Origin of the sequence: Sphingomonas morindae, assembly GCF_023822065.1 — a bacterium.
Lineage (GTDB): Bacteria > Pseudomonadota > Alphaproteobacteria > Sphingomonadales > Sphingomonadaceae > Solisphingomonas > Solisphingomonas morindae.
This window is the reverse complement of sequence record NZ_CP084930.1, coordinates 2,280,773-2,295,514: the sequence shown is the minus strand read 5'-3', so window position 1 is coordinate 2,295,514 and position 14,742 is coordinate 2,280,773. Positions and strand designations below refer to the sequence as shown.

General features: G+C 73.3%; 12 protein-coding genes and 1 tRNA gene. 7 read left to right on the top strand and 6 right to left on the bottom strand.

Features of this window, described 5'->3' with window-relative positions:
* Positions 1 to 27: 27 nt before the first annotated feature.
* Both LHA26_RS11350 and LHA26_RS11345 read left to right on the top strand, forming a co-directional pair.
* On the top strand, positions 28 to 1,521 hold the full coding sequence (locus tag LHA26_RS11350) for a chemotaxis protein CheW (protein ID WP_252165723.1): 1,494 nt from the start codon (positions 28 to 30) through the stop codon (positions 1,519 to 1,521).
* A 98-nt stretch (positions 1,522 to 1,619) separates the two neighbouring features.
* Positions 1,620 to 4,445, top strand: coding sequence for a TonB-dependent receptor (locus LHA26_RS11345; protein ID WP_252165722.1), 2,826 nt, complete (start codon positions 1,620 to 1,622; stop codon positions 4,443 to 4,445).
* A gap of 4 nt (positions 4,446 to 4,449) precedes the next feature.
* Here LHA26_RS11345 and LHA26_RS11340 read toward each other — a convergent pair whose 3' ends face one another.
* Entirely contained in the window at positions 4,450 to 4,941 is a 492-nt protein-coding gene (locus LHA26_RS11340) for a MarR family winged helix-turn-helix transcriptional regulator (RefSeq protein ID WP_252165721.1), read from the bottom strand.
* A gap of 86 nt (positions 4,942 to 5,027) precedes the next feature.
* Here LHA26_RS11340 and LHA26_RS11335 point away from each other — a divergent pair.
* A tRNA-Gln gene (locus LHA26_RS11335) sits at positions 5,028 to 5,102 on the top strand.
* Between the two features lie 110 nt (positions 5,103 to 5,212).
* A complete protein-coding gene (locus LHA26_RS11330) occupies positions 5,213 to 6,352 on the top strand; it encodes an aldose epimerase family protein (RefSeq protein ID WP_437441207.1) in 1,140 nt (379 codons plus the stop codon).
* 39 nt (positions 6,353 to 6,391) lie between these two features.
* On the opposite strand, the gene LHA26_RS11325 is transcribed toward LHA26_RS11330, so the two are convergent.
* From LHA26_RS11325 to araD1, 3 genes are all read right to left on the bottom strand, one after another.
* Entirely contained in the window at positions 6,392 to 7,138 is a 747-nt protein-coding gene (locus LHA26_RS11325; RefSeq protein ID WP_252165720.1) for a FadR/GntR family transcriptional regulator, read from the bottom strand.
* 88 nt (positions 7,139 to 7,226) lie between these two features.
* Positions 7,227 to 8,147 carry a Gfo/Idh/MocA family protein gene (locus LHA26_RS11320; protein ID WP_437441206.1) on the bottom strand — a complete coding sequence of 307 codons (921 nt, stop codon included), beginning with the start codon at positions 8,145 to 8,147 and terminating at the stop codon, positions 7,227 to 7,229.
* Positions 8,147 to 9,127, bottom strand: coding sequence for an AraD1 family protein (gene araD1, locus LHA26_RS11315; protein WP_302897981.1), 981 nt, complete (start codon positions 9,125 to 9,127; stop codon positions 8,147 to 8,149). Before araD1 ends, LHA26_RS11320 begins: the two co-directional genes overlap by 1 nt.
* A 630-nt stretch (positions 9,128 to 9,757) precedes the next feature.
* Between araD1 and LHA26_RS11310 the strand changes: the two genes are divergently transcribed.
* From LHA26_RS11310 to LHA26_RS11300, 3 genes are all read left to right on the top strand, one after another.
* Entirely contained in the window at positions 9,758 to 11,341 is a 1,584-nt protein-coding gene (locus LHA26_RS11310; protein WP_252165719.1) for a methyl-accepting chemotaxis protein, read from the top strand.
* Positions 11,342 to 11,987: 646 nt separating this feature from the next.
* Complete coding sequence (locus tag LHA26_RS11305) at positions 11,988 to 13,016, top strand: endonuclease/exonuclease/phosphatase family protein (protein ID WP_252165718.1); 1,029 nt, start codon at positions 11,988 to 11,990, stop codon at positions 13,014 to 13,016.
* On the top strand, positions 13,009 to 13,365 hold the full coding sequence (locus LHA26_RS11300; protein ID WP_252165717.1) for a hypothetical protein: 357 nt from the start codon (positions 13,009 to 13,011) through the stop codon (positions 13,363 to 13,365). The genes LHA26_RS11305 and LHA26_RS11300 overlap by 8 nt, the downstream gene beginning before the upstream one ends.
* A 22-nt stretch (positions 13,366 to 13,387) precedes the next feature.
* Here LHA26_RS11300 and proC read toward each other — a convergent pair whose 3' ends face one another.
* A complete protein-coding gene (proC, locus tag LHA26_RS11295; RefSeq protein WP_252165716.1) occupies positions 13,388 to 14,203 on the bottom strand; it encodes a pyrroline-5-carboxylate reductase in 816 nt (271 codons plus the stop codon).
* On the bottom strand, positions 14,200 to 14,700 hold the full coding sequence (locus LHA26_RS11290; protein ID WP_252165715.1) for a type III secretion system chaperone family protein: 501 nt from the start codon (positions 14,698 to 14,700) through the stop codon (positions 14,200 to 14,202). Before LHA26_RS11290 ends, proC begins: the two co-directional genes overlap by 4 nt.
* Between the last annotated feature and the right edge of the window lie 42 nt (positions 14,701 to 14,742).

Below are 14,742 nucleotides of genomic sequence, written 5' to 3'. Positions count from 1 at the left end.
CGCGCCGATGCGCGCCAAAGTACCGGAATGGCTGAGATAGATCCGGCACCGCCGGCGAGCATGGAGATCGCCCTGCCGGCCCATCTCCACACGCTGGCGGCGCTCCGGCTGCCGGCGCTGCTGGGCGCGGCGGCGGCGGACGCGGCCGGGGTGGAGACGATCGGCATCGCCGCGCTGCAATGGCTGGCCCGCCGGCCCGATCCCCTTCTGCTCCGCCCCTCCGCCGCCTGCATCGCAGCCGCGCACGCCGCCGGGCTGGCCGCGCCGCTGCTCGGCCTATCGCCGCCGCCACCGCCGGCGGGCGCGCGGCGGATGACGATCCGCTTCGACGATGGCGCGCTCAATTTCGGCCGCGAACCGCTCGACGGTCTGGCCGCGCTCGCCGCCACCGGCGCGCGCCTGATTGCGGAGCCGCTGCCCGAGCGGGCGGACGCGCCGATCGACGCGATCAGCTTCGTCTTCACCGCGCTCGTGCCCGAGGACGCGGACGCGGCCGCGCTGGCGGATCTGTTCGCCGAGTTCGAGCCGCATTGCGCCATCCAATGGGCCGCGCCGGCCGCCGCGGCGGACGCACCGGCCGGCCCCTTGTCTGCGCCGACCGCGCCGTCCGCCCTGCCCGCCCCGGCCGCCCCATCCGGCGGCGGCGACGCGCCGGAAACCAAGCTCGCGCGGCTGATCGCGCTGGTCGACGAGCTGGCGATCGCCCAGTCGGTGCTGATCGACGCGCTCGGCCCCGATCGCGGCGCGCTCGCGGCCGAGATCGGCGATGCCGAGCGGATCCAGCGCATGCTCCAGCATGCCATCGCCGAGCTGGGCGCGGCGCCGATGGACCGGCTGCTCGGGCTCGATGCGGCGGGGTGGCGCTGGGACGGGCCGAGGCTGGAGCTGGAGGCGGTGGTGATGACGGGCATCGCCGAAGCACTCGCGCCCGCGCTGGCGGCACGGCCCGGCGGCAGCGCCTCGGCCCGGTTCGAGGATGGCGGGGTGCGGCTGGAACTCGCCCCCGCGCCCGCCGTGAACGAGGCGCTGGCCCGCGCGGTCAAGGCGGTGGGTGGGCGCATCGAGAGCGAGGCGCCGGCGCTCGCGCTGCGCCTGCCGCGCTCGCTGTCGCTCGTGGATGCGCTGATCGTGCGGCTGGGCGAGGATCGCTACGCCCTGCCCGTGGCGCTGATGGTCGAGGCACTGCGCCCGGCGCCCGACGCGCTGCACCGGATCGGGCGGGATGGGCTGATGCTGCGCTTCGGCCAGGCCTATATCCCGGTGGTGGCGCTGGGCGCGCGGCTGGGCGCGCCGCGCTGGGAGGCGGATCCGGGCGCGGCGGTGCTGGTGGTGGTGGAAGGCGAACAGGGGCGGCGCGCGCTGCTGGTGGACGCGATCGACGAACAACGCCAGATCACGGTCAAGCCGATCGCCGGCGGGCTCAACCGGCTGCCGGGCGTGGCGGGGGCCGCGATCGTGCGCGGCAATCGCGTGGCGCTGGTCGTCGATCTGCCCGCGCTGCTCCGCGAGGGCGCCGATTAAATCGCGTTCATCTCGCGCTTTGGTCAAGGCTGCAATGCAGCGCAACGGGCGGCGCGATACAGCGGCCGGCGATGCGCATGGCGCGAAAGGGGCAGTGAATGGCGGGACGGCGGGGGCTTGTGGCGGCGGTATGCGGATTGGCGTTGATCCCGGCGGCGGGGCTGCGCGCCCAATCCGCCCCGCGCGCCGCGCCGCCGCCCGCGCCCGCCGCCGAAGAGGGCGAGGGCGAGGCGGACGACATCGTCGTGACCGGTCGCAAGGCGGCGCCCCTGCCCGGCGCCGTGGTCGGCGACATACCGCCCGAGCTGCAATATAGCCCGGCCGATATCCGCGCCTTCGGCGTCAACTCGATCAGCGATCTGCTCGACGAGCTGGCGCCGCAGACCCGCAGCCTGCGCGGCCGTGGCGGTGGCGGCGGCCCGGTCATCCTCCTCAACGGCCGGCGCATCGCCAGCTTCGCCGAGATCCGCGACCTGCCCACCGAGGCCATCCTCCGGGTGGACATTCTGCCCGAGGAGGTGGCGCTGAAATACGGCTATTCGGCCGATCAGCGCGTGGTGAACATCGTGCTGCGCCGGCGATTCCGGGCGCTCACGGGCCAGGCGGACGCCGCCACCAGCACCGATGGCGGCGGCACCAACGGCACCGGCAGCCTCGATCTCGCCCGCATCCGCGGCGACAACCGGCTCAACATCGATCTGAAGTACAAGCAGGCGGCGTCGCTGAGCGAGGCGGATCGCGACCTCGTCTCCAACGCGCGTACCAGCCGCCCCTATGATCCGGTGGGCAACATCACCGCGCCCGACGGGCGGAGCGCGATCGATCCGCTGCTGAGCGCCGCCGCCGGCCAGCCGCTGACGGTGGCGGGCGTGCCGGCCGCCGCCGCCACCGGCCCGGCGAGCCTCGCCGCCTTCGCCGCCCAGCCCGCGAACATCAGCGACATCGGCGCCTATCGCTCGCTCAGCCCGGCGACGCGCGACGTGACGCTCAACACCGTCTATGCCCGGCCGCTCGGGCGGCGGATCAGCGCCACCTTTAACGGCTCGCTCGATTACACCACCAGCGACAGCCTGCGCGGCCTGCCCGGCGCCAGCCTGATCCTGCCGCCCGGCTCGCCCTATTCGCCCTTCAGCGTGCCCGTGGCGATCAATCGCTATATCGGCACCGATCCGCTCAGCCAGTCGGTGGATACGCTCACCAGCCATGTCGGGGTCAGCGTCAATGCCGATCTCGCCAAGTGGCGGCTCTCGCTGACCGGCAATTGGGATCATGGCGACAGCCGCACCGATACGCTGAACGGCCGCGACACCAGCGCGCTCCAGGCGGCGATCGGCGCCGCGACGCCGGGCATCAATCCCTTCGGCCCGCTCCCGGCCACGCTGATCGGCGATTGGCAGCGCGCCCGCGCGCGCGCCATCTCGGACAGCGGCGATGTCCAGCTCGTCGCCAACGGGCCGCTGGTGGAGGCGCCGGCCGGGCCGCTCGCCACCACCGTCAAGGCGGGCTGGACGACCGCCGGCTTCGACACCCGGTCCACCCGCTTCGGCACCCTGCAGCAGACCAGCCTCGCCCGGCGCGATCTCAACGGCGAGCTGAGCCTAGACCTGCCGCTCACCAGCCGGAGCCATCATGTTCTCGCCGCGCTCGGCGACCTTTCCGCCAATCTCAACCTCGCGGCGGATCGCTACTCGGATTTCGGCACCACCCACACGATCGGCTATGGCGCCAATTGGACGCCGCGTACCGGCCTGACGCTGATCGCCTCCACCACCCATGACGAGGGCGTGCCGACGGTGCAGCAGCTCGCCGGCCCGATCATCCTCACCCCCCAGGCGCGCGTGTTCGACTATGTGACGGGCACCACGGTTGATGTCACCCAGACCGGCGGCGGCAATCCGGCGCTCACCCGCGACAGCCGCCGCGTCACCAAATTCGGCCTCACCCTGAAGCCGCTGCACGACACCGACCTGACGCTCTCGGCCGATTATGTGCGCAGCCGCATCCGCAACGCCATCGCCAGCTTTCCGACACCCACGCTGGCGATCGAGCAGGCCTTTCCGGACCGCTTCGTGCGCGACGCGGACGGTACGCTCGAGAGCATCGACGTGCGCCCGATCAACTTCGCCGAGGAGGATAGCCGCCAGCTGCGCTGGGGCTTCAACTATAGCCGACGGCTCAAATCCTCGCAGGCGCTGGTGGATGCCTATCGCGCGCTGTTCCGCCAGCGCCAGGCCGAGGGGCGGGCGCCGTTCGGCGGCGGCGGCCGCGATGGCCGGCCGCAGGCGGGCGGCGGTGCCGGCGGCGGCGCGCCCGGCGGCGGTGGCGGTGGCGGTGGCGGTGGCGGTGCGCCCGGCGGCGGCGGTGGCGGCGGCGGATATGGTGGTGGCGGCGGCGGCGGAGGCAGCGGCTTTGGCGGGCGCGGCGGCTTTGGCGGGCGCGGCAACAGCGGCGGCCGGCTCCAGCTCGCCGTCTACCACACCGTCTATTTCCGCGACGACATCCTCGTCCGGCCCGGCGGCCCGCTGATCGATCTGCTGCATGGCGGCGCCACCGGCAGCGGCGGCGGCCAGCCTCAGCATCAGGTGGAATTCCAGCTCGGCTACAGCAACAACGGCATCGGCGCGCGGCTGACCGGCGACTGGCAGAGCGCGACCAGGGTGGATGGCGCGGCGGGCGATACGCTGCGCTTCGGCAGCCTCGCCACGGTGAACTTCCGGCTCTTCTTCGATCTGGGGCAGCAGCCGCGGCTGGTGCGCCACGCCTGGGCGCGGGGGGCGCGCATCACGCTCGCCGTCGCCAATATCGCCAACAGTCGGCTGCGGGTGCGCGACGCGACCGGCGCCACGCCGCTCGCCTACCAGCCCGCCTATCTCGATCCGCTCGGCCGCACCGTGCGGATCACGCTGCGCAAGCTGCTGTTCTAGGCGATCACGAGCGGAGCAGGGTGGCGACGCGGGTGCGCGCTTCCGCCGGCACCAGGCCTTCCAGCACCTGCCAGAAGCCGCCCACCGCGCTCGCCCCGGCATTGACATAGGCCTCGGCGAGCGCGGCGCGCAGCAGCTCGAACAGCTCCGCCTCGATCGCCGCGCCTTCGGGCGTCAGCCGCACCAGCCGCTGGCGGCGATCGTCGCGCCCGGGCCGCAGCGCGATCAGGCCGCGCGTCTCCAGCTCGCCGAGCGTGCGCCCGAGCGACTGTTTGGTGACGCCGAGCAGGCCGAGCAGCGTGCCCACGCTCGCATCGGGCTGGCGCGCGATGAAGTAGAGCGCGCGCTGGTGCGCGCGGCCGAGCCGATCCTCCGCGAGCCGCGCGTCGAGCCGGCGCATCAGCCCGCCATAGCCGAAGAAGAGCAGCTCCAGCCCGCGCCGCACCTCGGCTTCGCGCAGGAAGAGGGGCGAGGCGGAACCGGACGCGATGGGCATGGCCGGGATGCGCTACGCCTCTCGCGCCATGCTCGCAAGCAGGGCTTCCCTGCGCGCGCCAGCCGCGCTAAGGGGCGCGCCGGCCTTGGGGCGTAGCCAAGCGGTAAGGCAGCGGTTTTTGGTACCGCCATTCGCAGGTTCGATCCCTGCCGCCCCAGCCAGACCGCCGCGCGCGGCGGCGTGCGCGCCGGCATCGCTTGCCCCTCACGGAATTGTCTGACTATACCCGCATCGCCCGGCCGGGAAGGCCGGGCCACAGGATGCGGAGAGGATGATGCGCAACTTCATGCTGGGCACGGCCGCCATGCTTGCCCTTATGGCGGGAACCCAGGCTTTGGCGACATCGGTGCAGAGGAGCCCGTTCGGCACGGCCGGCGGCGGCGAGGCGGTGGAGGTGATCACGCTCGCCAACAGCCATGGCGTCAAGGCGCGGGTGCTGAGCTATGGCGCCATCCTCCAGGGCGTCGACACGCCCGACCGCGCCGGCCGCAGCGCGGACATCACGCTCGGCTATGCGAGCATGGCGGGCTATCTCAAGGCGCCCAATTATTTCGGCGCGACCGTGGGGCGCTACGCCAACCGCATCCGGGGCGGCCATTTCGAGATCGACGGCACCCGCTACACGCTGGCCACCAACAATGGCGCCAATGCGCTGCACGGCGGGCTCAAGGGCTTCGACAAGCGGATGTGGCGCGTGCTCTCGGTGCAGCAGGGGCCGACCGCCTCGGTGACGCTCGGCTATACCAGCCAGGATGGCGAGGAAGGCTATCCCGGCACGCTCACCGTGACCGCCACCTATGCGCTGGACGAGGCCGGCGCGCTCACCCTCACCTACGAGGCGCGCACCGACAAGCCGACCATCGTCAACATCACCAATCACAGCTTCTGGAATCTGGGCGGCGAAGCATCGCAGCGCAGCATCCTGGATCACCGGCTGATGATCCCGGCCGAAACGACCACGCCGGTCGACCAGTCGCTCATCCCCACCGGCGCCTTCCGTCCGGTGGCGGGGACGCCGCTGGATTTCCGGACGCCGCACGTGATCGGCGATCGCATCAGAGACGGGCGCGACGACCAGATCGTGTTCGGCCAGGGCTATGACGAGAATTATGTCATCACCCGGCAGGTCACGCCCACGCCGCACCTGGTCGCGCGCGTCGAGGATCCGCAGACCGGGCGCGTGATGGAGGTTTCGTCCAACCAGCCCGGGGTGCAGCTCTACACCGGCAATTTCCTGGATGCGACGGCGGTGGGCAAGTCCGGCCATGCGTATCGCCAATCGGACGCGCTCGCGCTCGAGCCGCAGGTTTTCCCCGATACGCCCAACCAGCCGGGCTTCGGCTCGGCGCGGCTCAACCCGGGCCAGGTCTACCGGAACATCATCGTCTACCGCTTCTCGACGCTGCGCTGAACGCCGGCGGGCCGGCCGGGGCGGGTCGCGCGCCCCGGCTCAGGACTCGCGCAGCGACAATTCCGTATCCTCGAGCGCGAGCCGGATCAGCTCGGTCATGGTCGTGCGCGCGGCGTCGCTATCCCCGTCGGCGATCGCCGCGAACAGGGCGAGGTGATCCGGCAGCGGATCGCGCGGCAGCTGGCGCTTGCGCTGCTTGAAGATGGTCGTCCAGCTGACCGCCGCCGCGATCGAACTCGACAGCGCGAGCAGCGGCGCGTTGGCCGCCGCCTCGAGGATGATGTTGTGGAAAAGCTGGTCGGCCTTGCGGCCCTCCTTCACGCCCAGGCCATGCTGGGCCATTTCCTGCAAGGCATGGCCCATGCGGGCGAGCTGCTCGCCGCTGCGCCGCCGCGCGGCAAGCTCCGCCGCCGCGGGCTCGACGATCATGCGCAGCTCGAACAGCTCGCGGATGAACGCCTCGCTCGGCTGGGCCTCGAAGGTCCAGGCCAGCACTTCGGGATCCAGCACATTCCAGCGCGCGCGCGGGCTGACGCGGGTGCCCGTCTTGGGCCGGCTCTCCACCATGCCCTTGGCGGCGAGGATGCGCACCGCCTCGCGATAGGCGCCGCGCGAGACCTTGAGCTGCTCGGCGAACTCCACCTCGCCCGGCAGCGTGTCGCCCGGCGCGTAGCGGCCGATCAGGATGGCGACGCCGAGATCGCGCGCGATCGAGCCATGGATGCGCTGCGCGCCCTGGGCGGCGAAGGGCAGGTTGAACGTCTCGCCCTCCCCCGCCCGTGTCACACCCGCATCCCCTCGCTACCCGCCGGACTATGGGAGCGGCGATGCGGCTTGTCGAGCCGGGGCGAGGTCCCGGTCGCGCGGGCCGGCATCACGCCTCGAACGGATCGACGCTGACGCGCCGGCCCGACAGATAGGCATCCGCCACCTGGCGCAGCGGGGCGACATCCACATCGCTCTCGCCGGCCGCGATCAGCGCCGCGAAGCGATCGTAGAGGCCGCGATATTCCGCCTCGGGCGGGAGCGGCTGGGCGACATCGCCGATATAGAGTTCGGCGCCGCCCTTCTCGAGCCGCACGGGGCCGTCCTCGGTCTCGATCAGGATGGTCCAGCTTTGCGGGCCGGTCTGGCGCCAGTCGAACTCGGCGCGGACGGGCACGCCCTCCTCCGTCACCGCGTCCAGCGTCGCGGCGATCGGCGCGGCGCGGTTGCTCGGCACCTCGAGCACCGCATCGCGCAGGAAGAAGGGCGGCAGGATATGGGTGGCGATCGACAAGGCGTTGATGCCCGGATCGAACACGCCCATGCCGCCGGGCTCCCAGATCCAATCCTGGCCGGGATGCCAGTGGCGCACATCCTCCTTCCAGTGGATCGTCACGCCGCGCAGCCGGCGCCCGGCCAGCCACACGCGCGCGGGCTCGACACCGGGCGCGTAGCGGCTGTGCCAACTGGCGAACAAGGTCACCCCCGCGGCGCGCGCGATATCGGCGAGCAGCTTCACCTCGCTCAGCGTCGCGCCCGGCGGCTTTTCGAGGAACACATGCTTGCCCGCGCGCAGCGCCGCCTTGGCCGCCTCGAAGCGGACCTGGGGGGGCTGGCACAGCGCCACCGCCTCGAGATCGGGCTGGCCCTCCAGCATCGCCTCGAGCGTCGCGAAATGGGCGGTGCCCTCGAGCGCGGCGTTGCGGCTGGCGATGGCGGTGAGCGTGAAATCCGGCGAGGCGTTCAGCACGGGCACGTGCTGATCGCGGGCGATCTTGCCAAGGCCGACCAGGCCGATCCGCACCGCCATCAGAGCACCGCCACGCTGACCGGGGCCGGCTCGGCCACGGCGATCGGGTTGCGCACCGGCAGATGGAAGGGCGCCGCGCTGATCTCGAACACGTCGCCCGGCCGCGTCGTCACGCCCGCCGCGAAGGACAAAGTGGCGGTGCCGAAGAAATGGACGTGCACATCGCCGGGGCGCCGGAACAGATCATATTTGAAATGATGATGTTCGAGATTGGCGATGCTGTGCGACATATTGGCCTCGCCCGACAGGAAGGGCGCCTCCCAGATCACCGCGCCATCGCGCAGGATGCGGCTGGTGCCGCGCACGTCCTGCGGCAGCGCGCCGACCAGCAGCTCCGGGCCGAGCGCGGCGACGCGCAGCTTGCTGTGCGCCAGCCACAGATAATTGCCGCGCTCGGTGACGTGATCGGAAAATTCATTGGCGAGCGCGAAGCCCAGCCGCACCGGCCGGCCGGCATCGTCGATCAGATAGATGCCCGCAATCTCCGGCTCCTCGCCGGCATCGAGCGCGAAGGCGGGGGACCGCAGCGGCGCCTCGGGGCCGACCAGGCTCTGGCCGTCGCCCTTGTAGAACCATTCGGGCTGGACCCCGGCCTCGCCCGGCGCGGGCTTGCCGCCTTCCACGCCCATCAGGAACATCTTCATGGAATCGGTGGGCGCGGGATTGTCGACGGCGGCGCGGTGCATCTTGTCGCGCCCCTCGGCCGAGCCGAGATGGGTGAGGCCGGTGCCGGTGAGCAGCAGATGCGCGGCATCGGGATGATCGATCGGCGCGAGCAGGGTGACGCCGGCGAGATCGATCGCATCGCCCTCGCCCGCCGCGGCGACCGCGTCCGCCAGGCCGATGCCGCGCGCGATCGCGTCCAGCGCCAGCGCGCGAACCGATTCGACGCCGGGCACGATCCGCGCCGCGCCATCGCGCAGCGCGGCGACGCCGCGCGCCCCCGTCGCGTCCCTGAATTGCACGAGCGACAAGACCATCGCCTTTTCCTCTCCCGATCCGAGCGATAGCCGCCACGCGGCGCGCGCTCTGGTCAAATACTCGGACAAATGGCTAGCAATCCCCGCCGCGCGGCGCAAGCGGGGCGGCGGCACGCCCGTGGAAACTGCGTAGCCAGCCCAACGGCAAACCCGGAATGGTCCTGTTGGACGCGCGAACGTACAGAGAGACCGGGCTCGTGCCGGAGGCGTCCTCCCTCCGCACGATCCTCCGCGCGCCGCTCACCCACTGTCTTCTCCAGCGCCCGCCTGGCCCACGAACGTTGGAAAGGTCGCCGATGCGTTTCACCGATCTGTCGATCGCTCGCAAGCTGATGCTGTGCCTGGGGAGCCTGCTGATCTGCTACCTGGCCGTGGGCGCCATGGCCGATATGAAGCTGCGCGGGGTCTGGTCGCTGGCGCGGCAGATCGGCGCCGAGCGGGTCGAAGAGCTGGGAACGGCGGTGGCGCTGCGCGAGGCGGTGCTGCAATATCGCGCCGGCCAGGGCGCGCTGATCGGCGCCGACGGCCCCGACGCGCGAGCCGAGGCGGCGCGCGCGCTGGACACCGCCCGCGCCCGGTTCGACAGCACGCTGGACACGCTCGACCTGCGCCTGACGACGCCGGCCGATCATGCCGCCGCCACCCGGCTGCGCGACGCCTGGAGCCGCTATCTGGACCTGTCGCGCGAGGCCGGGGGGGGCGGGGGGCGATCTGGACGCGGCGGCGGCCGCGCGCGCCTTCCACGCCAGCCGCCCCGCCTTCGACGCGCTGCTCGCCGCGACCGGCGCGCGCATCGCCGACCAGCAGCGCCTGATCGCCACCGCGCTGGCGCAGGGCGAGAGGATCCTCTGGTCGGGGCGCATTCTCCTCGCCGTCGCCAGCCTCGTCGTCGCGATCCTGTGCCTGACCATGCTGGTCGCGCTGGTGCGCGGCATCGCCCGCCCGATGACGCGCGTCACCGAGGCGCTGGCGGCGCTGGCGCGCGGCGAACGCGACGCCGACGTGGCGCTCGCGCCGCGCGCGGACGAGGCCGGCGCGCTCGTCGAGGCGATGCGCGGCCTGCGCGACCAGCTCGCCGCCGCCGATCGCGAGAAGGAGGAACAGGCCAGCCTGATCGTCGACACGATCGGCCAGGGCCTGGCCGCGCTGGCGAATTTCGATCTCTCCTACCGCATCACCACCTGGCTGCCGCAGCGCTTCGCGCCGCTACGCATGGACTTCAACCAGGCGCTGGAGACGCTCTCCGAGAGCCTGGGCGGCTTTGCCGAGATGGCGATCGCCATCACCAGCGGCTCCGCCCAGATCCGCCAGGCCTCGGAGGATCTCTCGCGGCGCACCGAGCAGCAGGCGATGACGCTGGCCGACACGGCCGCCGCGCTCGCCGAGGTGACGGCGCGGATCCGCGATTCGGCCGCCGACGCGGTGCGCGCGCGGGGCGCGGTGCAGGCCACGCGCGACGAGGCGCAGCAATCGGGCGAGGTGGTGCGCCGCGCGGTGGAGGCGATGGTGGGGATCGATCGGCTGGCGCGCGAGATCACCGAGATGATCGGCGTCATCGACAATATCGCCTTCCAGACCAATTTGCTCGCGCTCAACGCCGGGGTGGAGGCGGCGCGCGCCGGCGATGCCGGGCGCGGCTTCGCGGTGGTCGCCTCCGAGGTGCGCGCCCTCGCCCAGCGCTCGGCGGTGGCCGCCAAGGACATCAAGGGCCGCATCACCGCCTCGGGCGAGCAGGTGAGCGCGGGTGTCGGCCTCGTCACCGAGACCGGGGCGGCGCTGGACCGGATTGTCGGCCGCGTCGGCGAGATCAACGCGCTGGTGGCGCAGATCGCGACGGCGGCGGAGCTTCAGGCGGAGGGTGTCTCCCAGGTCAACAATGCGGTGGCGGCGATGGACGCGGGCACGCAGCAAAATGCCGCCATGGCGGAGCAGGCGACCGCCTCGGCGCGCAGCCTGGCGGGCCAGGCGGACGGCCTCGCGACCGAGGTCTCGCGCTTCAGCCTCACGGCGCCGGACCGGCGGCCGCCCGTCGCGCGCCGGGCCGCGCCTTTCGAGCCGCGCCCGCGCTCGCTCCCCGCGCCCGCCGCGAGCCGCGCCGCGCGCCTGACCGGCCGTCGCGCGCCCCCATCCTCGGCCGACACGCGCACCGCCGCCGACCCGCAGCGCCCGCCCTCGCTCCTGGCCGAGCCGGACGGCGGCCATCCCGATCTCTGACGGGCGGCCGGGCGGTCTCGCTCCCGCCGGAGCGCCGGGCGCCCGGGGCGAGCGCGGCGTGGCGTGGTGGTTGGCGGACGGTAGGCAGCAGGCGATGGCGGTGGCGGTGGCGGTGGGCGGGAGCGGTGGCGCTCAACGCAGGGCGGGGCGCGGGAGGCGGGGGTAGCGGCGCGCTACTCGGCGCGTGACGCGCGGGACCAAGAAAGACGCCCGCGCTCGCTCCCCGCGCCCGCCGCGAGCCGCGCCGCGCGCCTGACCGGCCGTCGCGCGCCCCCATCCTCGGCCGACACGCGCACCGCCGCCGACCCGCAGCGCCCGCCCTCGCTCCTGGCCGAGCCGGACGGCGGCCATCCCGATCTCTGACGGGCGGCCGGGCCGTCTCGCCCGAGCCGGCGCGCCGGGCGCCCGGGGCGAGCGCGGCGTGGTGGGCGGTGGGCGGTAGGCGGTAGGCGGTAGGTGGTGGCGCTAGACTCTGGGCAGGGCGCGGGAGGCGGGGGTAGCGGCGCTTCTCCCCGGCCTGGCCCCTGCGCCGTGCGGGCGGGCGATCCGACATTGGTCGGATGACGGCGGTTTAATCCGGCCGTTCGGCAAGCGGGTAAGGACCTTCTCCTAAAAGCGGAGCATCACATGCCCGGGGGACTGGCAGATGCGTGCTCGATGGATGACGCTTGCCGCGCTTGCGGCGGCGGTGGCGGTGGCGCACCCGCGCGACATCGCGGCGACGGCGCCGGCGGCGCCCCAGGCGCCCGACGTGGCGCTCGCGCCCGAGGGCGGGGCGACCCTGCTCTCCTATAATGTCGAAGGCCTGCCCTGGCCGGTGCGCTTCGGCCGCGCCGCCGCCGCCGACCGCATCGCCGCGAGCCTCGCCGGTCTCCGCGCCGAGGGCCGCCAGCCGCATATCGTCGCCGTCCAGGAAGCCTTTAGCGGCGAAGCCCAGGCGATCGGCGCGCGCGCCGGCTATGCCTATCGCGCGCTCGGCCCCGCCCCGGAGATGCCCGGCGCGGCGCCGCGCAGCGCCGCCGACCTCGCCTTCGCCAACCAGGCGCGGGTGTGGCGCGGCGAGGCGCTCGGCAAGGCCGAGAATAGCGGGCTCGCGCTCTTCTCCGACTATCCCATTCTCTGGACGCGCGCGGTCGCCTTTCCGGATTATGCCTGTGCCGGCTGGGACTGTCTGGCCAATAAGGGCGTGCTGCTGGTGGCGCTGCAGCGGCCCGGCGAGGCGCGGCCGCTGATCGTCGCGGACACGCATCTCAACGCGCGTGGCGCCTCCGGCGCGAGCGGCAGCCGCTCCGGCTATGCCTATCGCCGCCAGGTCGATGCGCTGCGCGCCGCGCTGGCGGCGGTGCCCGGCGATGCCGATCTGCTGCTCGCGGGCGATTTCAACATCGGCGGCGATCCCGCGCGCGAGGCGGTGATGCGCGTCGCGCTGTTCGCGCCGCTCGGCCTGCGCGCGGCGGCGGTGGAAGCGGCATGCGGCGCCACCTGTCGCCGCCCGACCCTGCCCGGCCCCGACGCGGCGGGCGCGCTGGCGGGCGCCAAGAGCCTCATCGCCTATCGCGCGGGCCTCGGATCGCATTTCGCGCCGGCCGGGCTGCTCGGCCATTTCGGCGGCGCCGGCGGGCAGATGCTGTCCGATCATGTCGGCATCGAGCGCCGGTTCCTGGCCCGTGGCTGAGCGCCTGCCCCGCGCGCGCCGCGCCGCCGCCGCCGCGATTGCGACCGGCTGCGCGCTCCTCGCTTTCGCCGCCGCGCCCGCGCGGGCGGACCCCTATGGCCCGCCGCTGGCGCCCGCCGCCGCGACGCCGGCGCTCGCCATCGCCTATCGGCTGCCGCCGGCCGCCGCGCGCTGGGCGCCGGACTGGGCGACGCCTTCGGGCGACACGCGGCTGGCGCCGATGCTCAAGAGCAAGAGCCGCGTCGCGCGCGCCGATCCGCGCCTGCCCGGCCCTTCGACCGCGATGCTGATGGGCACGCAGCGGCGCGGCCCCGTGCTCGGCCTCTCCTTCCGCCGCCTCTTCCACTAGCGGCGCGGCGGCGACGCGCCGGTCAGGCGGTGGCGTCGCGCGCGGCCTGCGCCATTTCGGCGTTGCGGCGGGTGGCGGCGGCGAGCGTCGCTTCCACCAGCCGGGCGAGCGCGCCCGCCTCGTCCAGCACGGCGAGCCCGGCGCGGGTCGATCCGCCGGGGCTGGCGACCTGCTCCGCCAGCGCCGCCGGCGGCGCTTCGGCGCGGGCGGCGAGCTGGGCGGCGCCCTGCACCGTCGCCAGCGCAAAGCGCGCCGCCTGATCGGGCGCGAGTCCCAGCGCCGCGCCGCCCGCGCCGAGCGCATCGATGAAGCGGAACAGGAAGGCGGGGCCGGACCCGGCGAGCGCGGTCACGACATCGAATAGCGCCTCGTCGGCGATCCATTCGACCAGACCCAAGGGCGCCATCAGCGCGGCGACCGTGGCATTGGCGGGCGCCTCCGGCCCGCCCTCGCCGAACAGGCCGACCACGCCTTCGCCGATCGCCACCGGCGTGTTGGGCATGGCGCGGACGATCGCGCCGGCGGCGGGAAAGGCGCGGCGCAGCGTCGCCAGTTCGACGCCGGCGAGGATCGAGACGAGGATCGTGTCCGGCCCGACATGCGGCGCGAAGCGCGGCGCCGCCTCGGCCAGCTTCTGCGGCTTGAAGCCGAGCAGCAGCAGATCGGGGGTGCCGGCGGGCGGCGCGGCATGGACCGCCACGCCGGGCGCGACCGGCCGGCCCGAGGGGCGCACGACCGTGACCGCAGCGGGATCGAGCCCGGACGAGAGCCAGCGGCGCAGCATGGCGCCCGCCATGGTGCCGCAGCCGGCGAGCCACAGGCGGCCGGCCGCGCTCATGCCTCGCCCCGCGTCTCGATCATGGCGGCGGCGATGGCGTCGCCCGGCGATTTATTGCCCCACAGCACGAACTGGAACACGGGATAGAAGCGTTCGCACTCGTCGATCGCGGTCTCGACCAGCGTCTCGGCCTGGTCGAGGCCGAGCCCGCCATCGCCTTCGGCCAGCGCGGCATTGCGGTAGAGCACCAGCCCCGACGAGGCCCACAGCTCGAAATGGCCGAGCCAGAGCTGCTCGTTGATCAGGCCCAGCGTCTCGTAGACGGCGGCGCGCTTGTCGGTGGCGACGCGGATGTCGGGAAGCGCGAGGAATTGCAGCACGCGATCCTCGGGGCGCCAGACGCCGCGCAGCTCATATTGGGTCCAGCTGCCCTGGACGGTGGCGATGATCTCGTCCTCGCCGAGCCGCTCCACCGCCCAGCCATGGGCCTCGAAATAGCTTTCGAGCGTGTCGATCGGCGCCGCGCCGTCGCGCGTGCCATCATCATCCAGGCTCATGCTTCGTCGCCCCCGCATGGTGAAGCTGTGCCGCGCACGGAC